The sequence below is a fragment of the Streptomyces sp. NPDC006516 genome, assembly GCF_040611875.1.
Classification (GTDB): Bacteria; Actinomycetota; Actinomycetes; order Streptomycetales; family Streptomycetaceae; genus Streptomyces.
The window spans coordinates 390,444-410,195 of the sequence record NZ_JBEXPD010000003.1 but is presented as its reverse complement, the minus strand read 5'-3'; the positions used below and the strand labels follow the sequence as shown (position 1 = coordinate 410,195).

Genomic DNA, 19,752 nt, shown 5'->3' with positions numbered 1-19,752 from the left:
CGATGGCCAACCGCCGCCCCCCGTCCCGACGCCGGCCCGCGGTGCGCCGTCCATCCCGCCGCAGCGCGCCCCCGCGTCGGCGTCGCTCGCGCCGGCAGCAGCGCCGCGACACCCAGCTGCTCCTGTTCGGGTTCGGTGCCGCCGCAGGACTCGCGCTGGTCTGGGCGGTGATCTCCTGGCTGCTGGTGAACTGGTGGGCGCTGATCGTCCTGGGGGCCCTCGCAACCGTGGGCGGGACGGTGTGGACTCACCGGTATCGCCAGCAGCAGGCCTGGGAACGGGTACGGCAACAGGCACTGCGCTACGCGCTTCCGCAACTGGACGCCCTGCACCACCGCGACTTCGAGTACGCCATCCGCGACCTGATGCGCCGCGACGGGTGCACCGACGCCCGGCAGATCGGCGGGGCCGGCGACAACGGCGCCGACGTCCTGGCCACCGACCCCCTCGGGCGCACCTGGGTCATCCAGGCCAAGCACCGCAAGGACGGCGACCGCGGCTCAGCCGTCGGCACCCCCGACCTCCAGCGCGTGAACGGCACCGCCCGCCAGCTGTACGGAGCCGACGTCGTCCTGGTCGTCACCAACGGCCGCTTCTCCACCCGATGCGCGCCACTGGCAAAGCAGCTGCACATGCACCTCGCCGATCGGCGCACCCTCGCGGCCTGGGCGAGCGGCACACGTCCGTTGTGGGAGCTCCTCCCACAGATTCCACCGCCTCGCAAAGGCCGGTAGCCCGTGTGCCGGACGACGAAGTGGTGATGCGGCCAGTTCTGCGGCCTCAGGGAACATCGGTACAGCCCGTTGGCGCTGAGAACGATCAAAGTTCAGTCGGCGTGAACACCGACTGGGCACCTTGCCCTGGGCCACTCTCCGCAGGAGTGACCGGCCGTTGCCCGGCCTCGGGGAACATCGGCACGACGGTTAACACCAAGCCGATGATCATGGTCAAGCTGAGGCTCCGAGGACGCTGACACGGTTCTCGTGCTCGCGGCGGGCCTTGCGTTGGGCAGGGACCGCCGGAACGCCCTGGGTGACGTGGAGTGGTCGGGGTCCCGTAGGAAAACTGTCACCAGTCGCAAAACCGGTATGGGGGGTCAGAACAGGCGTTCAGGGCAGCGAGCGCTGCGGTCACGCGGCGGCAAGGGCGATGACCGTGGCGAGGCGGCGGAGGCGCGGGTGAGGGCGGCAGGGTAGCTGGTCCTCTGACCGCATGGACACCTCAGGGATCTCTCTCGTCAAGCTGGGTGATCCACGCCTCTGTGTAGCCTGTCGGTTGTTCGAAAAGATTGAAGGTCTGAAGGTGGACATCGAACACCCTCATGCCGCGATCGAGGTCCCTGAAGGGTCTTGGTGGGACTGGGACGTCCTCGCTTGGGACGGTGGTCAGTTCCGACTTGCGGCGGGTTCCGACCTCAGCTATCACCACGGGCTGGAACTGGCCTTCACCGACCCGGTCTTCGTCAGCTGCCCGGCTGACTTTCACGATCCGTTCTTCCGCGCGCCCACGCCCGAGGAGTTGCTGAAGGTCACACGTCAGCTTGGTGGAAGGCCGCCCGTGCTGGTCGCCTTCGAAGCGAACGCCGGCGGGTCGGAGCCGGTCTCGTGCCTTGTCGCCGCAGACCGGCTCGACATAGTGCGGACTGCGGCGGGTTTTATCAGATACGACGGGCCGATGGCGCGGCCCGCCTCCCCGAGGCGGTCGTTGAGTACGTCCAGCAGGCGGGCCGGGGTGTCGGAGTGACCTCGGGCGTGCAGCCAGCGGGCCAGCAGACCCTGCACCGGCGGCTTCTCAGGGGAGAGTCGGCGGAAGGCGAAACGGCGGCGCATCGCCGCGTCGGCCTTCGGCTCGAAGGAACCCTCACGGTCGCGTGGCACGGCTCGTCAGCTCTCCGTCATCCCTCTGGACGATGCGATCGCCGCCAGGGCCGCGGGGAGTGACGTCACACCGTCGGACGCGAGGAAGTGGCCGGCTCCGGGAATGACCTGGGTCGATGTCCCCAGGAGGTCGGCAAGACGGTCGGTGTGGCTCGGTGGTACGTAAGGGTCCGCGTCCGATCGGATCAGGGTGAGTCTGTCGATGTGGTTGCGGATCCCGGCTAGATCCAGCGGCTTGCCGACGTGAGCGTCCAGCGCCGGAAGGGCCGGCAGCGTGTCGACGAATCCTGAGACGAGCACGAGCGCACCAAGACGCCACGGACCTGTCAGGGAGCTGAGATGGCGCAGCGCCGTGATGCAGCCGAGGCTGTGCGCCACCAGGGTCGAGCCCTCATCCGGCGCACCGACGCTGGCTGCGACGGCCGCCAGCCAGCGATCAGGGTCAGGTGCCTCGGAGTCCGGAAGGGCGGGAACGGTCGTAGAGATTCCACGGGCGTCGAGCTGCGCGGCCAGCCATCCGAACCAATGGTCCTCGGGCGTTGCGGCATAGCCGTGGATGATCGTGGCCCGCTGCTGGGTTGTCTTCAGTGTCATGGCGCTGGACGGTACGGCTTCACGCCAGCGTGAAGGTCAAATCGTAGGAGGACCCGTGCGTATCAGCAGACTCGCCCAGCTGACCGGGGTGACAGCGCGAGCGCTGCGCCACTATGAAGACTGCATGCTCCTGGTCCCCGAGCGCGACCGGAACGGCTACCGGGCCTACACCGATTCCGACATCGCGCGCGTGGCCCAGATCAAGACGATGATTGCCGCAGGCCTCGGGACCGCAACCATCCGCCGTTACCTCGATTGCGCTCGTTCGGGTGAGCACGGTGTGTCACTTGAGATGTGCCCCGACCTTCGCGCCGAGCTGGATGCCCTGGCGCGACGCCTTGATGCCAAGGAAGCCTTGCTCAGGGAGACTCGGCAGCAACTTTCGGCACTCACCTCCGCTCGCTAGAGACGGGACATGCTGTCGTGGCGAACAGGAACTGTCTACACCAGCGGTGCATGGCCCGAACTAGTTTCCGAACCGTTTCCCGTCTGGTCACGTTCGCCCAGCTCCACGCTCAGCCCGGCTAATGGCAACAACGTCATGGCCAGCAACAGCTAGGCGGTGAGAGCGGTGATGAGGGCTTCTGTGGGGGTGCCGTCTGCAAGGTAGCGGATGCCGTCGCCGGGCGGGGGCGGGGTTGCGCCCTTGGTGAGGGGGTGGCGGCGGGCGGTGGCGGCGTGCCACCTGTGCCGCTCGTCCCACACGAGCGCGGGGGGGGTGCCCCTATGTCGTTCGTCAATCTTGCGCACGCCCACGTCTTCGGTGTCGGACATCGCGCCCTTCCCAAGGGGGTTAACGGTGCCGGCCTTGGCATCGGTGTCGTGCGCGCGCATCCACGTTATGCGGGCCAGGAGATCGAGACTCCACAGCTCGCCGACGTCTTTGTGGGCACGGGGATACGGCTGCGCTTGGCCTGTGTCACCGCCGTCGACCCCGAGCGCCAGGTCGTCGCCGTGGCCGACGCCGAGGGCGGCGGCGAACTCGGCTACGACACGCTCCTCTACGCGCTCGGCAGCCACGCGCGTGCTCGGCCACTCCAGGGACGCCGTGGTCGGCGCCACGTACCGGCAGTGCGCGTCCGGGGCCGGCGGGAGCCACTGGGCGGGGTCCTGGTCGGCCTTCGACCTGCTCGTACGAGCCGACACCGCGACGAGCGAACGACGGTGAGGGAGAGCGCGCCGAAGCCGCGCACAGGGGGTGCGGAGACCGGACCATGAGCTCGCTCAGAGAATGGGGCCTCATGGACCATCTCCTGCATCTGGACCGCACGCTCGACGAGCTGGACCCGCCCCGCTGGGACCCTCCCGCCGCCGACGCCACCCGCTTGGTACGCACGGTGCATGCCTTGCGGGGCGTACGCCTGGGCGAACTCGGACCCGCAGACCTGCGGATGCTCGTTGCCCAGCAGGTGGCGCTCCCGTACGTGCTGCCGCTCGCGGTGCGCCTGCTACTTGAAGAGCCCCTGCTCGACGCCTGTTTCTACGAGGGCGACCTCCTGCTCACCGTCGTCGGTTCTCCGCCCTCGGCCTGGGTCCCGCTACCGGATCTGAGCGCCCGACTGCGCGCCGTGATCACGACACTGCCGAAGACCGCGGTCGCGGACCTGCCCCGTGGAGCCACCGAGGAGCTAGCCCGTTTCGCCGTGCGGCCCGAACCGCTTCGCTGAATCTCCCTGGGCCGCCTGGCCGGCCGGGCCACCAGCAGGTGGCCGACGGGCCGTGCCAGGGGCCAGCACGGGCTGGCGGACGGCCGGATCCCTTCACGGGCCAGTGTCACCCTCTCCCAGTCGGTGGCAACGACCGCAGGTTGCGCTCCCTGATCCATCCCCCGACGTCCACCATGCTTCCCCTCCGCACAACGTTCCTGCTGCACGCAGCCGAACTGCTCAGCGCCGCGGTGACCATCCCCGCCCACGCCCTTGCCCTGAGCGCCCCGTGGCCGACGGGTCCCCCGGCCCCGTCCCACGTCACCGTCGGAGCCGCCACCGTGGCCCGCAGTCGGCCGTTCCGGATGCTGGCCGTCTCTCTGACCCTCGCCGCCCCACCGTTTCCGCCGTCTTGGTCTCGCGGGTGCCCTACTCATCGAGCGCGGCTACACCACCACCGAGGCCGCCTGGGCACTCGGGCTGGGCGGCGCCGGGCAGACCCTGGGCCGAACCCTGTACGCCACCCTCGCCCGCCGTGCCGCACCCACCCCGCGAACCGTCGCACTCATCGCGCTCGCCGGGCCCACCACGGCCGCCCTGGCGCTGCTCCCCGGCCCCTACCCACTGGTAGTCGCTCTCTCCGTCGCCGCCGGCATGGTCCGGAGCAACCTCACCCCGCTGCACCGCCATCACCGACCGCTGGGGAGCCACCCACTACGGCCGCCTCTCGGGGCTTCTCGCCGCACCTACGACCACCGCCTCAGCACTCGCACCCTTCGCCGGCGCCGCGTTGGCCCTGCGGCTCGGCGGTCACCCCCACGTCTTCCTCGGACTCGCCCTCATCTCCGCTGCTGCCTGCCTCACCGCCCCCAGGTCCGCATGGCCATCGCCCGGCTGACAGCGCGGCAGCCGTGCCACGGTCCGATGCAAATCCGCCCGGGTTACACGCCGTATTCCGTGACTGCGCTGACCGGCGCGACAAGGACGGGGCCGACGGGAACGCGTCCGCAGCGGATCCCGCGCGCCCCGACCACCGCCGCCGAGCAGACCCTCAACGGCCATCCGACGACGCCCTCTCCTGGGCTGCGCGACGCCTCAGGCCCGGTTTCACGTGGCTGCTGACACTGCCGGAGCGGCCGTGGACGCGAGCGAGGTGTTGCTGGAGCCGGATGTGCCGGAACTGGTACACGGCACCGGCCTGCCGGAGCACCCCCCGACGGTAGGCGTCGTCCAGGAAGGCGGCGGTGTCCCACGGCAGTCTGCGCGTCAGCGGCAGCCAGAACCGGGCCACCGTCAGCCACTGCCCCCATGCCGTGAGGGCGAGCACGTACGCCGCCGAGCCGCCCAGCCCGCCGACCGCCCCCAGAAGCAGAGCCTCGTCCAGCGGCCACAACAGCGTCCAGGGCAGCACCTGCTGGAGCAGGCCGACGACGACGTGTCCGCAGACGGCGAGTCCGGCAGTGACACCGGCAGCAAGCACGAGGAACTGCCGGGTGGCGGCTGCCCGGTTGACGGACAGCAGTCGCATCGGCGTGGCCGCGGCGGCGATGTCCACGGGGGCCTCGAAGGCTGCGACGAGTCCGAAGGTCAAGCCGGCCGTCAGACCGAAGATCAGTGCCAGGGCCAGCGTGTCCTGAAGCGCCGCTCCGATCAGATCCGCGTGCGGGACGGTTCCGGCCAACGCGCGAAACATCGCGGTCGTCCAGGCGTGTGCGACTCCCAGCACAGAGCCGGCCAGGAGCCCGACCCCGAAGCGCGTGAGGATCTCCCGAACCGGCCTGTGCTCGATCCCGGGAGCCACGGCCGCCAGCCTGAGTCGTACCTGGGTGGGAACGGCCACGGCACGGCCCGCCGCGGCGAGGGCACAGTGCGCGAGACCGAAGACGACCGCAGAGCAGAGCCCGAACACCGCCACCTCAAGCATCAGTGAGGTCTGCACAGGCGGAATGTACCCGACAGAAACGGCGAAAAGCATCACAAGCCCGTTGGCCGCGAACATGCACAGTCCGCCGAGCAGCGCGGTGTGCAGCACCCGCATCGGCAGCCGTACGGATGCGCCGAGCCGCCACCAGGCAAGGTCCCGACTGTCGTGGGCACCGGTGGCCAGGCTGTGGGCGAGGTAGCCGAGCCAGCGTTCGGCTTGGCCAGGGTCGCGGTTGCGCTGTCCGGGGGCGGAGTCGTCCCGTTCGGGGGTGCGGTGCCGGTAGACCGTGGGCACGAAGTTCGCCAGCAGATGTTCCTCCAGGTGGCGCCCGGTAGGAAAACGCACGGTGTCGAGCAGTTCAACGGGGTCGTTTCCGGGCACCTCGCTGTACATCGTCCGCGCCAGGGTCACCATCAGGGGCGTGCCCAGGACCTGTCCGAGCTGTCTGCTCGCCGGGGTGTCGCGGCGCAGTTCGTCCAGAACGGCACCCCACACACCTGTGGCGCCGCCACTGCCCAGGGAGTCTCCGAGGCGGTCGGTCCGGGGCAGGTACGCGGCCAGATCCTCGACGGTCAGGTCGGCGAGTTCGACGCAGGCTGCCAGCACCAGAGGCGCGTGCACGTCGCGGACCGCTCGGGCGTACTCGTCCCGTCGGCTGGTCAGCACCAATGGATGGGACGTGGCGTTGAGTGCTTCCAGCGCGGGGCCGCGCAGGGCTTCGGCAAGCTCGTCGAAACCGTCCAGGACGGGCAGAATCAGATCGGAGTCGACGAGTTCGGCGGCCAGCGTCGCACCCTCGGGAGTCGTACGGGCCAGATGCGGGTGGTCCCGTAGAAGATGGTCGATTAACAGGTCTCGTGGTGTGACGGTCAGCGGGTCCCACGATCCGATGCTGAGAATGACCGGCACCCGGAGGGAGGAAGTCGGAGCCGCGAGGAGCCCAAGGACGAACTTGATGGCCAGGATGGACTTTCCCGAGCCGGCGCGACCGAGAATGACCAGTCGCTGCGACTCGATATTCCGATAGGTGTCGGCGACCGTCCGCAGGTCGCCGTTCAGGTCCAGATCCCGGGCAGGGACTCCCGGCTGCAGGCGCTGGATGTTCTCCGGACGGTCCATCAGGACGGCGGGAGCCGACTGGTATCGCACGGGTAGGGGGAACGGGTCATGGACGCGACGATGTTTTTCCTCCCGCTGCCCGCGTCGGCCGACCTCGCGGGCCAGTGAGGCGGCGGCTTCGGCAAGCGGGCCGGTGGGCGACGCCCCGGCCGACGTCACGGCTGGCCCGGGTACGGGGAGCGGCGCGGCAGGTGCAGGGGTCGCCGCCTGAGTCCGGGGCTGAACGGTCGATGCCGGTTCCCCCGGCTGACCGGGCGGTGCCAGCTCCTCGGGCTGAGCAGCGGAGGTCGGCTCCCCCTGCGTACCGGCGGGTGTCAGCACCTCGGCCGGATCGGCGAGGGCCGGCTGTGTCCCGTCCAGGGCCGCGGTAAGCCGTTGCCACTCCTCCGGCGTCACGTTCAGGACTTCCGCCACCTTCTGCAGCGTCCTCAGCCGGTGCTCGGGGAGTCTGCCGTTCTCCAGCCGGCCGATCGTGCTCACGCTCACCTCGGCCCGCTCCGCCAACTGCTCCTGGGTGAGGCCGGCGCGTCTGCGCAGCTGACGCATACGCGTGCCTAACTCATTGCTCACTGGCGGACTCTCACCTTCCGTGGACACCGGTACCCCCCGAGCGTATCGAGACGACCGGTCACGGATGACCGGTCGCAGATGACCTCCCCCTGACCTGCACATGCCCTGTTCTCCGAACCCGGTGGGCCACATCGTGGTCATGCCGGCGGAGCGTCGGCCACCTCGCACAAGGGAGTACCGGATTGAGAACTTCATCAGCCCGCCACCGTCGCCTCGCCGGCGTCCTGTTCGCGGCGGCACTGCTTCCGGCCGTGTCCTTGGGATCGGCCGCCCGGGCGGACTCCCCGGCCGTCCCCGGCGTCGACTTCACGGACGGCTTCGGCCTGAGCCAGGTCGCGGACGCCACCGAAGTACGCTCCAGCACCGACTTCACGATCACCGTCACCACACCGGAGGTGGCCGGCCCGCACCGTATCCGGATCTTCCTGCCCAGCGGGTACGCCGACGATCCCGACCGGCGATGGCCCGTCACGTACTTCCTCCATGGGGGCGGCGGCAACGTGGACGATGCCGCCGCAGCCCCGGCCCTGCACTCCGATGCCATGATCACCGTCGTTCCCTACGGAGGTCTGAAGAGCTGGTACGCCGACTGGTACATGCAGAACACCGCCGTAGGGGCGGCCAACTGGGAGACCTTCCACCTCGAACAGGTCGTCCCCTACATCGACGCCAACCTGCGCACCCTCCCTGACCGCGAACACCGGGCCGTCACCGGGCTGTCCATGGGCGGATCAGGCGCACTCCACTACGCCCAGGCCAGACCCGACCTCTTCGGCCACACCTCCTCCCTCTCCGGCGGAATCGACTTCTCCATGGCCACGGTCCGCGCGGCCGTACTCGCCACGGAGCTCAATCTGCCCGGCGCCTGGTGCGCGCTCAGCACGTCGAGCAGCCAGGGCTGCCCGACCTACGGACCGTACGTCGACAGCGACGCCGTCTTCGGCTCGCCGTATCCGGTCCTGGGCGCGGACCACCGCTGGAACGCCTACGACCCCGCCGCCCCGGCCAACCTGTCCAAGCTCAAGAACACCCAGGTCACCCTCTACAGCGGGGACCAGGGCGTGATCGACGCCAACACGGCGACGGCCGCCCGCACGGTCAAGAACCGCTTGGACCAGCTCGGCATCCCCAGCCGGCTCGTCGACTACGGCAACGGCGCCTCCCTGTCCCCCCAGTGCGACGGCAGCCACACCTACAGGTGCTGGGGCCCGGCCTACGCGGACTACATCCCGCGCCTGGAGGCCGCTTTCGAGGCCGCCGCGCAGAACTGAGCCGGCAGGACCGGCACAAACCCGACCGAGCGAGACCTCTCCGAGGAGCGGACACCGAATGACCACCCGAAACCGTACGAAACTGGCCTCCGTCATCGGCGCCGTGTGCGCGACGGTACTGACGCTGTCCAGCTCTGCGGCGCACGCCGCCACCACCGAGTCCGACCACTCCGCCACGCTCGCCGCGCTCAAGGCGTTCCAGGCGGCGGCGGGGCCCGGCGCCGCCGTCCACGCCGGAAACGGCAGCGAGGCCTGGACCCTGTCGGCGGGTACGGGAACCGTCAACGCCAACCGTCCCATCAAGGCCGACGAACACATCCGTATCGGCAGCCAGACCAAGACGTTCACAGCGGTGGTGGTGCTGCAGCTGGCCGAGGAAGGCCGCGTCTCCCTGGACGCGCCGATCGATGACTACCTGCCCGGTGTCGTCACCGGCAACGGCTACGACGGCACCCGCATCACCGTGCGCCAGCTGCTCCAGCACACCGGCGGTCTCGGCGCCTACTCCCCCTCCCCCGGGCTGAAGACGCCCCCGTCGAACCCGGACGGCACCTTCAGCCTGGCGACGGTGGTGCGGTACGCACTGGACGCCTCACCCCCGGTCTCCACCCCCGGTGAAGGCTTCACCTACTCCAACACCGGCTACTACATCCTAGGGATGCTCATCGAGAAGCTGACGGGGCAGCCGGTGCACAAGGCCGTGACCGAGCGCGTCATCGAACCCCTGGGCCTGTCCCACACCCTCTTCCCCGCACCCGGTGACCGCGCCCTGCCCACGCCGGCCGTCAACGGCTACCACGGCGTCCGGGTGGGCTCCTTCTACCTGTGGGTGCCGGCGGTCTCGTACGACCCTTCGCTGTACAGCAGCGTGGGAGCCATGGTTTCCACGCTGGAGGACCTGAGCGCCTTCTACCAGGCGCTGGCCACCGGCAAAGTCCTCTCCGCGGAGAGCCTCGCCGAGATGCGCACCGCACGGCAGGTGAACACCGGCACGGGTTACGGCTTGGGCCTCCAGACGTACGGGCCCTCCTGCGGCGGTACGGCGCGGGGCCACTCCGGTGGTGTCCCGGGTTACCAGACCTTCACCCTGACCATGGACGACGGCCGCTACGCCTCCGTCGTCACCAACCTGCTGGTGCAGGTCGGCCAGCGCCCGGACCCGCAGCTGATGCAGCTGCTGGACACGGCGCTGTGCGAGGACGCACCGCAGCGCGACTGACGCTGACACCCGGCGTTCGCGCGCAGAGTCCTCGATCATCGCAGCGAATCACCACCACCTGACGTGGCCGGTGTGCGCGTCGTCGGCCGCTTCTCCCAGCAGCAGGCAGCCGACGCAACAGGGGAGCGCACACCGGCCACCCGTCCAGCACGCTCTGCCGCGCACTCACCTCTCTCCCTCCCCTTGCCTGCGAGCGCGCCCTCCGGGCCGGCTCTTCGTACGCCGGCGCTCGGTGTTACGCACTCCTCCCTCATCCCCCATGTCCCGCGGCACCAAGGAGTTGACATGGCACACCGGTACCGGTGCGGCGAATGCAGGTTCGCCACCCGGTGGACCACCGAATCCGAGGTCGGCGATCTCGCGGCGGCCCACTACGCCGAAAACCACCCCGGACTCGCACTCGGCGGCATCGTCGAGATCAACCAGAAGAACCCCAACTCCCTCGGGTGCCTGCCGATGCTCGGGATCGCGTTCCTCCTGCTTGTCATCGTCGCCGCCTGCCAGCGGTAGGCCACCAGCAGCCCGAGCGACCTGCGTCGCGACGGGCCGCACCTCCCGTAGGGGGGCGACGCGTTCCGCGGACATGCATCCGGGCGGCATGGGCTCCACACGGCTCCCTCGCTCGTCCACGCGGCACGGTCTGCAATCGCGCGCTGGAGAACGCGCAGAGCGAACGCCCTCGCGGGACTTCAGCCGGACACACGAAAGGTCACAGTGCCATGGCGGACGACAATGACCCCGGTCTCACTCCCCAACCGGACCCAGCACAGGCGCCGAACGGTCCGGTGATGCCGAGCGCGGCAGCAGAGCCGACGACGCCCCCTCCGGGACCACCACCCCCGCCCACGGTGCCGGGGAGGACGCCCAACGCCTCATCGAGCTCGTGGTTCCCCTCCCTACCAGGGCTGCTACGGGCCAGCCCCGGGCGCCGGCGTGCTGTCGTCCTGGGCGGTCTCACGGTGCTGGTTCTCGCCCTGATCGGCGGGCTTCTGTCGCTCACGTCCTCGTCCTCCGACTCGAAGGAGACGCAGACCGCGCACCGTGACCTGCGGCCGTTCAGGGAAGCGGTCGACGAGCTGGCCACAGCGCCAGGGTTGCGCTACAAGGACACCTCGGCCTTCGGCATCACCGAGAACGAGATCAACGTCACCGCGAGCGGCAGCCAGTTCGGCAGCACGTCGTCCGGTCGGAACGACCACGGGCGGGACGTACTGCGCATAGGCGGCAAGACGTTCACGCGGTGGCAACACGACCCCGCCCCCGCGGAAGACGTGAAGGCAGGCGCGAAGGCCCCGCCCAGCGAATGGATCGTGGGACTGGACGACGGCTCGGAACTCGTGGACGAGGCGCTGGCGCGTACCGTCGCCCCGCCGAAGCTGGCCGCCGTGCTGGACAAGGCCCTGACCGACCTGGAGAAGTCACCGCGGGCAAAGGGCTCCGGGCTCACGAACTCGTCGGAGCGGCGTCCGTCGAACGTGAACGGAACACCCGCACTCGGCGTCAACACCTCGGCGGGACGCCTGCTGGTGACCAAGGCCGCGCCGCATCGCGTACTGCGCCTGGAGGCGTACGACCTCCGTGAAGGCCTCTCCGACATGAGGGAGCAGATCGGGAAAGGAGAAGTGCCCGAAGCTCGCCCCAGAGTGACCACGGGGCCACTGGCATCCGGCGACGGCGAGGGAATGGACCTGACCCCGATCCTCGCCGACGCCGCCGACAAGATGTTCGACACTTTGGTCGAGTACGCCGACCAGCTCAAGGACGCTACCGACCGGGGCATTTCCTTCACCCTGGACGGTGCGGGCGAGATGGACTGCAGCCCCTCGGGCTGCACCGCCACCCAGAACTTCACCGGCTCGGTCAGCTCCATCGCGCGGAAGGAACGCGTCAGCAAGGGCGAAGTCACCGCGGTGATGAGCGCCACGTTCTCCATCGACGGCAAACCTGCCGGCGAGTGCACCAGCCCGCAACGCACCTTCCCTGTCCGCGGCAACGACGTCTCGGGCACCCTGAAGTGCTCCAATCCCGGAGCCGGACCGCTCTACGCCTCGGTTGCGGCCCGTGTACAGGCCCAAGCCCAGGCCGACGCGGATCGCTGCGGCTGCAAAGTCCGCCTCACCTACCCGCTCCGCGCCAGCACCCTGATCGACGCCCGCGCGCTCGCCAAGGTCGAGGCGCGGAATCTCGCCGACCGCGGGCGGCGGGAACGCGACGCCGCGACCTGTGCCAAGCCCCACAGCTTCCCGTCCGGCACCCGGGTGCTGCTCGCCGGCGGCGCCACTCGGGCCATCGAGGACATACGCATCGGGGATCGGGTGATCGCCACCGACCCGGAGCGGTCGGTCACGGCGGCCCGGCCGGTGACCAACACCATCACAACCGAGGGCGACAAGGACTTCACCCGGCTCACTGTCACCACCGACCATGGGCCGGCCACGGTCACGGCGACGGACAATCACCCGTTCTGGCTGGAGGGGTACGGCCAGCGGTGGAAGAACGCTGGTGACCTCCGGGTGGGCGACACACTGCGCACGCCGAACGGCGCCGGCGCGGCCATTACCGAGGTCCGGGATCAGCAGGGCCCGCAACGCACACACGACCTCACCGTCATTGGCCTGCATACGTACTATGTGCTGGCGGGGGCCACGCCGGTCCTGGTTCACAACTGTGGTGGATCGCAACCCGGACACTCCGATCTTTGCAGGTGCGACCCGGAGAAGCCCCGCAGCGAGGTTGTCCTGGACGCGGACTCGTTCGAACAGGCCAGAAACCAGGCCCTGGACACCGTGGGGCCCATCGATACCGGTTCGTGGCAGCGTCGGCAGGGGACGATGGAGTCTGCGGTCGACACATTCGGTAGGGATACCGGGTTCACCGCGACCAGCGGTGGGGAATACAGGTCGTTCCGCCTGGATACCGACGACCGAATCGGCCCGCACATCAATGTGATGACGGGTAAGGGTGCGGCGGTTCGAAAATGGGCGATAAGGTTCCCTGGCGGGAGCGGGGGTATTTCAACGTGGTTGAGGCGGAACGTATGACCGACGGTAGTTCTTATGGGAGTCATCCGGAATACCTTCCGGACTTCATGAATGACCCCCGTGACGACGACGGCCGACAGGTGATGAAGCTGGATCTCGCCGAGAACCGCGCGCTGGCGGCGGCGACGTTGAGCAGATTTCCGGCTGCTACCGGCGACGTGATCGACTTCGAGTCCACTCCGTTTGAAGACCGCCTCTGGTGGGACGATGAGGAGCACTGGACGAGGATGGCGGCGGAGCTGCTCTCCTCGTACGTACAGCGGGGTGAGCGGATCGCCGTCATCTGGGGCAACTATCTGATGCCGGCGGTGACCATGCCTGCGGATGTTGCGGTGCGACATGCGCGGGACATCCTGGATGCCGGGCCGCACTTCTGGATCCATCCGCTTGGCGGTTCGGTGCTCATCGAATGCCTAATGGATGGACAAGTGACGGTCGTGACGATTCCGTCAAGCTAAGTACAGAACCAGTGAGAACGCCCCGCCGGGGAATCGGCGGGGCGTTCTCACTGGTCTCCAATCGTTGTTCGCAGCCAGGCGGCCAAGCGGCAAGATTCGGAATTTCCTGAGTAGGTAACGCGGAGCCGAATACGGTCCGTGAATTGCGATCGGGAACCAAGCTGAGAGATCGCGTGACGCCCCTTCCTGCGCAACCTGAAGAGGGGGCGTTACGGGTTTGACGGCAACGCTGACGGCAACGTCAGCGGACGACGGCTATGACGGGTGGGTCGTCGGGGTCGTTGTCGGTGGGGCTGAGGGCGTTGCCGAGGGTGTTGATCGCCTGGCGCTGGAGGCGGAGTCGGACGTGGGCGTAGACGCCGGCGGTGACGCCGATGTGGGCGTGACCCAACAACTCCTTGATCACGACGATGTCGACGCCCTGTTCTAGAAGCAGGGTGGCGGTCGAGTGCCGGAGGTCGTGGAACCGGATGCGGCGGAGCCCGGCCCGGTTGAGGAGTCGGCTGAAGCTGCGGGTGAGGTTGGCAGGTTCGAGAGGGCCGCCAGTGAGGGTGGTGAACACGAGTCCGTTGTCCGACCAGCCCGTCCCTGCGACCTGGCGTGCTTCCTCCTGCTGTTCCCAGTGAGTCTTCAGGGAGTTGACGCATTCGGTGGGGAGGACTATGCGACGTTCGGAGGCGCGGGTCTTGGTGTGCAGGACGGTCAGGCCACCGGTACGGGTGCGCTGGAGGGAACGGTGGATGGCCGCGGTTCCCGTGTTGAGGTCGAGGTCGTCCCAGTGCAGCCCGAGGAGTTCGCCCTTGCGGAGGCCGGTGCGCAGGGCGAGTTCGTAGAGGGCGTGGAGCCGGTCGCTGCTGGTTGCGTGGAGAAACTGTCGGGCCTCGCTGGCGGTGAAGGGCTTGAAGCGCCGGGGGCGGGGTGCTGGGGTCTTGACGTTGCGGGCGACGTTGCGGGGCAGGTCGTCTTCGCGGACGGCGTGCTCCAGGGCGGACTTGAGGACCGAGTGGACGTAGGTCACGGTCAGCGGGGAGAGCCGCTTGTTGCAGCACTGGCCGATGGCGCAGCAGGAGCGCCGGTCGGTGTCGCGTCCCTGGGTGCAGCACTGGCAGGCGACGCGGAGGCGGTCGAGGAAGGTGCGGACGTCGCGGGCGGTGAGCCGTGCGAGCTTCTTTGCCCCGAGGCCGGGGTTGAGATGGAGGCGGACGCAGGCGGTGTAGCGGGTGTGGGTGTTTTCCCGTACCTGGTGGACGGCGACACTGTTCAGCCAGTACGTCAGGTACATGCCGACGGTGCTGTCGGCCGCCGCGACGGGCAGGCCGAGGTTGCTGGCGGCGATCTTCTCGGTGAGCTTGGCGAGGGCTTCCTTGCGGGTGGTGCCGTAGACGCGGACGCGCTTGCGGGTGTTGCCGGGGGCGAGGACGTATCCGGCGGCTTCCCAGCGGCTGTCTTTGCGCTGGTAGACGGTTCCGTCGCCGTTGGCGCGGGAGCGGGTGCGGCGGGACGAGGCGGGGCGCGGCGTGGTCATCAGGCGGCGGCTTCCTGTTCGAGGCGGGCACGGATGAAGTCGGTCAGGGCGTGGGTGGGGATGCGGCGGGCGCGGCCGAGGGTGATTGAGGCGAGTTGGCCGGTGCGGAGCAGGTCGTAGACGGCGGAGCGGCCGAGCTGGAGGCGGGCCATGACCTGGGGCACCGTGAGCAGATCCAGCGCCGGAGCCCTCTCTGTGCGGAGAGCGGCGAGTAGGGGCGAGGTCATCAGCAGCCTCCTTCGGCCGTGAACTGCCGTTCCAGTTCTTCGCGGTGCCGGACACCCGCGGCGAGGAGCGCGCCGCCGGGGCTGTAGCCCGAGCCCTGGTAGGCCCAGTGGCCGATGACGAGGGTGGTGTCCGGGTCGTGCTCGGGCAGGCTGGCGTGGGCGCGGGCCTGTTGGGTGCGCCAGGTGCGGCGGGCGTCGCGCAGCGCGCCGAGGGTGGTGGAGTAGCGGCGGGATTTGGTGGAGAAGTGGCCTCGGAAGCCGAGCATGTGCGCCCACTTCCAGAGCTTGAGGCCGGTGAATTCCGGCAGCCTGCCCAGCTCCCAGCAGGTGCGGATCATCTGCCGCACATGCCGGGCGACGGCGAGCCGGGGCAGGGGACGGGCCTGCCCGGTGCCGTCACAAGCGGTGCACGGGAGCGGGGTTCCATGAGGCAGGAGGGTGGCGCCGCGTCCCTGGCAGGGGCGGCAGAACAGGGCGTGGTCGAGGGTGCCGGAGGCGTCGGCGGACTTGGTGGCGTACTTGGCCACGTAGGCGGCCACGGCCTGGTCAGTGAGTTCGGCGTCAGTGCCGAAGGCGGCGATCTCGCGCACGTCGAGCTGTGTTCCCCAGGTGAGTTCGCGCTCCCCGATCGCGTCCGACGTGAGGGCCACTCGGACACGGCGGGCTGCGGCCCGGATGGCGTCCGTGAGCACGGTGACGGTGGCAGACGGGGGCGGGGGCGTGGTGTTGCCGTCGGGGCCGTCGAGCCGGATGACGGCGTGGAAGTGGACCAGGCCGCGCTTTTGGTACTCGGCGACTTTGGCGAAGGAGATCCGCAGCACGGCGCGGGCGGCCTTCTGGGTGAGGCCGAGCCGGGCGGCGATCTCGCGGCGCAGGTAGATGGTGAAGCGGGCCCACAGAGCGGAGGCGTGGGCGTTGAACAGGACCGCACCCGCGTAGTCGTACGTCGCCGGGTTCAGCGGCGTGCCCAGTAGGGCGTCCGTGGGTCCGTGGAGCTGGTGACAGCGGCAGGGCCTGATGTCGCCGCCGGGGGTGGTGGGGCGGTTGTGGACGGGGCCGAAGGAGGGTGCGGTGAGGGTGGCGAAGACGCGGGGGTGGGTGCGGACGGTGTCGGGCACGGTCTTGCCGCCGGAGAGGCCGGCGCGGATGAGGTGGTAGGTGTCGGCGGCGTAGAGGCGGGAGCAGGCCGGGCAACGGGAGGAGCGGCGGTTGCCGCACGTGGTGAGCAGGCTGCCCGTCGGCTCGTCGGAGGAGGTATAGGCACGAAGGGCTTCGCCGGTCGTGGTGTCGACGGTGGTGGTCTGTCCGGTCAGGCGGATGGGTTCGGCGCAGCCGCCGAGGCGTTCGATCTGCTGCTGTGCGCGGTCGAAGTCGGGGTGGTTGACGAGGTGGAGCAGGTCCCGTACGGCGGGGCTTGCCACGTGGCGCAGGTCCAGGGTGACCATTCGGGGCGTGTCCCTTCGGTTCGGGTGGGTGGCCCCGAGCAGCAACCAGCCGGATCTGTCGGCTTGTTGGTGCTGCTCGGGGCATGGCGAACCAGCCCCAGGGGCGGGCGTGGGTTCAGCGAGGGGGATGTGGCCGGTGGGGGCCGGTGCTCAGAGCTGAGCGAGTGCGGTGGTGGCCACCGGCAGGGCGATGCCCATGCGTGTGCCCAGGTGAGCGGCGGTGATCGGTGTTCCGTGCTCGGCGCGGTGGGTGTCCGCGATGCGCCGGGCCGCGTCCAGCAGGGCGGCCGGAAGGGCAGGGCCGGAAGCGGGTCGGCCCGTCGTGGTGACGGCGACCGGCGGAGCGGCGGCCGGAGCGGGCTCCAGCTCCTCGATCAGGGAGGCGGCGATCTGCGGGGCGGGCGTCGGGGGTGCCGATTCGGGTGATGGTGCGACGTCGGGCACCGGCTCGGTGGCAAGGGTGGCGGCGGTGGCCTCCAGGTGCAGGTTGGGGCGGGTGTGGGTGTGGAACTGGGCGAGGAAGGCGGGGCCGACGTGGCCCCAGCCGAGGAGCAGGAGCGGGGCGACGGTGTCCAGGCAGGCCCGTCCGTAGCGTCCGGCCAACAGCGGTTCGGCGGTGTTCAGCGCGAGGGTGAGCAGGCCTCACAGGTGCAGCAGCCGGGTGCCGGCCTTCAGCTCCGCCTTGGGGACGCCGCGCAGAGCGAGGAAGCGCAGGGCGACCAGGAGCCCGACGACGGACAGGTCGACCATGGGGGCGATCAGTGGCGCGATCGGGTGGGGGACGCCGAGCCGCAGGGCGAGGGCCCAGACGTTGCCGAAGGAGAAGACGAAGGCCAGGGCCGCGATAACCGCCATGACCACGGTCACGGTGCGCCGGGTGAACCGTTCCTCCGCCATGCCCTCAACCTCCTTTCCGGTGTGGGCTTTCGGGGCTACTTGGCGAGCGACGGCCGGGGTGCCGTGGTCCGGCCGGTCGAGGCGAGGAGAGCGTCCAGGCACAGGTCCGGATCGGCGGTCAGGTGCGAGGTGGCTTCGGCGACGCGGGCGGCGTCGGCGTCGGAGACGTAGGGGGTGCGGATGCGGGTGTAGCCGGGGCGGCCCTGCATCGCCATGACCGCGACGCCGACGTAGGCGGGGTCCTGCAAGGTGACCGGGCTGGCATCGGGCCAGTTGCGGATGTCGTCACCGAGTGCGGCCACCGCTGCTTCCACGGTCTTCTGCGCGAAGGACAGCCCGATGGGGCACACGTCGCGGATGAAGGTGGGGATGGCGTCGCCGGTGGTCTTCTGGCTGATCAGGATCACCAGGATGCCTACGCTGCGGCCCTTCTTGACCAGGTCCTCCACCAGCCGGGCGTTCTCCGCCGTCAGCGCGGCCAGCCGTTTCGTGGCCGGGTCGCTTCCCTTGTACTCACGGAAGTACGTGTGCGCCTCATCAATGATCAGGACCGTGAGCGGCCACTGCGGCGAGGGCCCGACGTGCCACATGTTTTTCACGCCCAGCACGTCCCGGATGGTCGCCGAGCGCCGCTTGCGCAGCTCCACCAGGCGCTTGAACAGCGCGTTCGCTTCATCGAGATCGTCTCCGCAGAACGCGAACATCCGCTTGACCAGGTCGGCGTAGTCGCCCTCCGAGGCCCGCGACACCTTCCCGTCCGCACCCGCGATCTGCACGGACGCAGACGGCGCGAAGTCACAGACGAACTTGTTGACCCCCGAGGTCTTGCCCGCACCCGGGACGCCGGCCACCGTCACCCCGGGCACGTTGGCCAGGGACACGCACACCTTCGCGGCGTACTCGTCGATGCCCAGCTCCCAGCGCGTCAGGTCCACGGGCGGGAGGCCGGAGGGCCGGTGCGTGGTTGGCGTGGTCAGCGGGTCGGAGCGCACGCCCCGGATCACCACCCTGCCGGGGCCGTCCGGCAGCACGGAGACCCGTGTGCACCGCCAGGCATCCGCCAGGAACCGCGCAGACTTCTGGTACTCCTCCACCCCGACCTGCGGCAGCGTCTTGGCTCGCACGATCACCCCGAACTGGTCCGGCTTCACCTTGATCTTCGGCGTCAGGACTCGGGGCGCGGGGGCGGGGCCGTCCTTCTGCGCGGTGATCTGTGCGAGCAGGCCCGGGGTCTTGTCGGTGACCGTCAGCCCGGCCATCCGCGCGAGCCGTGCCCAGCCCCAGCGAACCCGCAGGGCCTGCCGCATGCTGACCCGCGTGCCCCGGTCGGCCCGCACGTAGCGCACCACCGTCACCAGCAGCCACACACCGACCAGGACGGCCACGGCCAGCAGCGCGTCCGGCGCGTATTCCGGCACGGAATTTTCGAAGCGGATCACTGGGCCGCCTCCATCGTCACCAGCTCCAGGCGGGCGGCGCGGTAGGCGACGCCGTCGGAGAGCTGACCGTTGAAGATCCGCGCCCACGGGGTTGCGAAAAGCTCCACGGGCCGCACCATCGCGCCCGGCTTGAGCCCGGCGGCCAGGCCGGTTTCCGGGACGGTGATCTTCAGGACCTCGGCCCGGCCGTCCTCCATGAGCATCACGGTCACCGTGTACAGCGACGCGCCGGTCTCCCGGTCGGTGGCGACCTCTCCGGTCTGCTGGTCCTTGATCTTCAGCGCCGGGTCGGTGCCCGCGATGCACACCGCCGACGGCAGCAGGGCAACACGGATTCGAGTCATGGCCATGCCATCACACCCTTTGTTCGATGGAGCCGCTTGATCGGCTCGACATGGAGCATAAGGAGATGATCGCTCAACTTGCAAGGTCGATTAAGTTGTGACTTCGATCAGGTTGGTAGGCGGTCAGGTGGGGAACCCGGGGATGTGTCTGTATCG

General features: G+C 69.5%; 19 protein-coding genes and 3 pseudogenes. 11 read left to right on the top strand and 11 right to left on the bottom strand.

Annotated features, from left to right (window positions below):
• The first annotated feature begins 41 nt into the window (after positions 1-41).
• Together ABZY45_RS13925 and ABZY45_RS13920 are read left to right on the top strand one after the other, a co-directional pair.
• Positions 42-734, top strand: coding sequence for a restriction endonuclease (locus tag ABZY45_RS13925; protein WP_356739520.1), 693 nt, complete (start codon positions 42-44; stop codon positions 732-734).
• Between the two features lie 478 nt (positions 735-1,212).
• Positions 1,213-1,743, top strand: a complete 531-nt coding sequence (locus tag ABZY45_RS13920) for a hypothetical protein (RefSeq protein ID WP_356739518.1) — start codon at positions 1,213-1,215, stop codon at positions 1,741-1,743.
• 140 nt (positions 1,744-1,883) lie between these two features.
• On the opposite strand, the gene ABZY45_RS13915 is transcribed toward ABZY45_RS13920, so the two are convergent.
• The gene (locus tag ABZY45_RS13915; protein ID WP_356739516.1) at positions 1,884-2,471 is read right to left on the bottom strand and encodes an alpha/beta hydrolase; all 588 of its coding nucleotides are present in this window, start codon (positions 2,469-2,471) and stop codon (positions 1,884-1,886) included.
• A 55-nt stretch (positions 2,472-2,526) separates the two neighbouring features.
• Here ABZY45_RS13915 and ABZY45_RS13910 point away from each other — a divergent pair, with 55 nt between their 5' ends.
• Positions 2,527-2,877 (top strand): MerR family transcriptional regulator, encoded by a 351-nt coding sequence (locus ABZY45_RS13910; protein ID WP_356739514.1) that lies wholly within the window; start codon positions 2,527-2,529, stop codon positions 2,875-2,877.
• A gap of 149 nt (positions 2,878-3,026) precedes the next feature.
• Here the strand turns inward: ABZY45_RS13910 and ABZY45_RS13905 are convergent, their stop codons facing one another.
• On the bottom strand, positions 3,027-3,245 hold the full coding sequence (locus ABZY45_RS13905; protein ID WP_356739512.1) for a hypothetical protein: 219 nt from the start codon (positions 3,243-3,245) through the stop codon (positions 3,027-3,029).
• Positions 3,246-3,314: 69 nt separating this feature from the next.
• Between ABZY45_RS13905 and ABZY45_RS13900 the strand changes: the two are divergent.
• Positions 3,315-3,491, top strand: a pseudogene (locus ABZY45_RS13900) (oxidoreductase); the annotation flags it as partial.
• 36 nt (positions 3,492-3,527) lie between these two features.
• Here ABZY45_RS13900 and ABZY45_RS13895 read toward each other — a convergent pair.
• A pseudogene (locus tag ABZY45_RS13895) lies at positions 3,528-3,629 on the bottom strand (HNH endonuclease); the annotation flags it as partial.
• A 56-nt stretch (positions 3,630-3,685) separates the two neighbouring features.
• On the opposite strand from ABZY45_RS13895, the gene ABZY45_RS13890 reads away from it, so the two are divergent.
• On the top strand, positions 3,686-4,138 hold the full coding sequence (locus ABZY45_RS13890) for a contact-dependent growth inhibition system immunity protein (protein WP_356739510.1): 453 nt from the start codon (positions 3,686-3,688) through the stop codon (positions 4,136-4,138).
• 185 nt (positions 4,139-4,323) lie between these two features.
• A pseudogene (locus ABZY45_RS13885) lies at positions 4,324-5,015 on the top strand (MFS transporter); the annotation flags it as partial.
• Positions 5,016-5,168: 153 nt separating this feature from the next.
• Here ABZY45_RS13885 and ABZY45_RS13880 read toward each other — a convergent pair.
• Positions 5,169-7,730 carry a helix-turn-helix domain-containing protein gene (locus ABZY45_RS13880; protein WP_356739508.1) on the bottom strand — a complete coding sequence of 854 codons (2,562 nt, stop codon included), beginning with the start codon at positions 7,728-7,730 and terminating at the stop codon, positions 5,169-5,171.
• Positions 7,731-7,912: 182 nt separating this feature from the next.
• Here ABZY45_RS13880 and ABZY45_RS13875 point away from each other — a divergent pair, with 182 nt between their 5' ends.
• From ABZY45_RS13875 to ABZY45_RS13855, 5 genes are all read left to right on the top strand, one after another.
• Positions 7,913-9,001, top strand: a complete 1,089-nt coding sequence (locus tag ABZY45_RS13875) for an alpha/beta hydrolase-fold protein (protein ID WP_356739506.1) — start codon at positions 7,913-7,915, stop codon at positions 8,999-9,001.
• 58 nt (positions 9,002-9,059) lie between these two features.
• Positions 9,060-10,220, top strand: coding sequence for a serine hydrolase domain-containing protein (locus ABZY45_RS13870; protein WP_356739504.1), 1,161 nt, complete (start codon positions 9,060-9,062; stop codon positions 10,218-10,220).
• 285 nt (positions 10,221-10,505) lie between these two features.
• Positions 10,506-10,730, top strand: coding sequence for a hypothetical protein (locus ABZY45_RS13865; protein WP_356739502.1), 225 nt, complete (start codon positions 10,506-10,508; stop codon positions 10,728-10,730).
• A 449-nt stretch (positions 10,731-11,179) separates the two neighbouring features.
• A complete protein-coding gene (locus tag ABZY45_RS13860) occupies positions 11,180-13,261 on the top strand; it encodes a polymorphic toxin-type HINT domain-containing protein (RefSeq protein ID WP_356739500.1) in 2,082 nt (693 codons plus the stop codon).
• A complete protein-coding gene (locus ABZY45_RS13855) occupies positions 13,258-13,719 on the top strand; it encodes a hypothetical protein (RefSeq protein ID WP_234460750.1) in 462 nt (153 codons plus the stop codon). The genes ABZY45_RS13860 and ABZY45_RS13855 overlap by 4 nt, the downstream gene beginning before the upstream one ends.
• A gap of 241 nt (positions 13,720-13,960) precedes the next feature.
• Here the strand turns inward: ABZY45_RS13855 and ABZY45_RS13850 are convergent, their stop codons facing one another.
• The 7 genes from ABZY45_RS13850 to ABZY45_RS13820 all read right to left on the bottom strand — a co-directional run bounded on the left by ABZY45_RS13850 (position 13,961) and on the right by ABZY45_RS13820 (position 19,602).
• Positions 13,961-15,244, bottom strand: coding sequence for a tyrosine-type recombinase/integrase (locus ABZY45_RS13850; protein WP_356739497.1), 1,284 nt, complete (start codon positions 15,242-15,244; stop codon positions 13,961-13,963).
• Positions 15,244-15,471: a helix-turn-helix domain-containing protein gene (locus ABZY45_RS13845; RefSeq protein ID WP_356739495.1), complete on the bottom strand. Its 228-nt coding sequence runs from the start codon at positions 15,469-15,471 to the stop codon at positions 15,244-15,246. The genes ABZY45_RS13850 and ABZY45_RS13845 overlap by 1 nt, the downstream gene beginning before the upstream one ends.
• Positions 15,471-16,916, bottom strand: coding sequence for a replication initiator (locus tag ABZY45_RS13840; protein ID WP_356739493.1), 1,446 nt, complete (start codon positions 16,914-16,916; stop codon positions 15,471-15,473). The genes ABZY45_RS13845 and ABZY45_RS13840 overlap by 1 nt, the downstream gene beginning before the upstream one ends.
• Positions 16,917-17,066: 150 nt before the next feature.
• Entirely contained in the window at positions 17,067-17,519 is a 453-nt protein-coding gene (locus tag ABZY45_RS13835; protein WP_356739491.1) for a hypothetical protein, read from the bottom strand.
• Positions 17,520-17,558: 39 nt separating this feature from the next.
• Entirely contained in the window at positions 17,559-17,813 is a 255-nt protein-coding gene (locus ABZY45_RS13830) for a DUF2637 domain-containing protein (protein WP_356739489.1), read from the bottom strand.
• Between the two features lie 35 nt (positions 17,814-17,848).
• Entirely contained in the window at positions 17,849-19,252 is a 1,404-nt protein-coding gene (locus ABZY45_RS13825; protein ID WP_356739487.1) for a cell division protein FtsK, read from the bottom strand.
• On the bottom strand, positions 19,249-19,602 hold the full coding sequence (locus ABZY45_RS13820; RefSeq protein ID WP_356739485.1) for a hypothetical protein: 354 nt from the start codon (positions 19,600-19,602) through the stop codon (positions 19,249-19,251). Before ABZY45_RS13820 ends, ABZY45_RS13825 begins: the two co-directional genes overlap by 4 nt.
• Positions 19,603-19,752 lie beyond the last annotated feature (150 nt).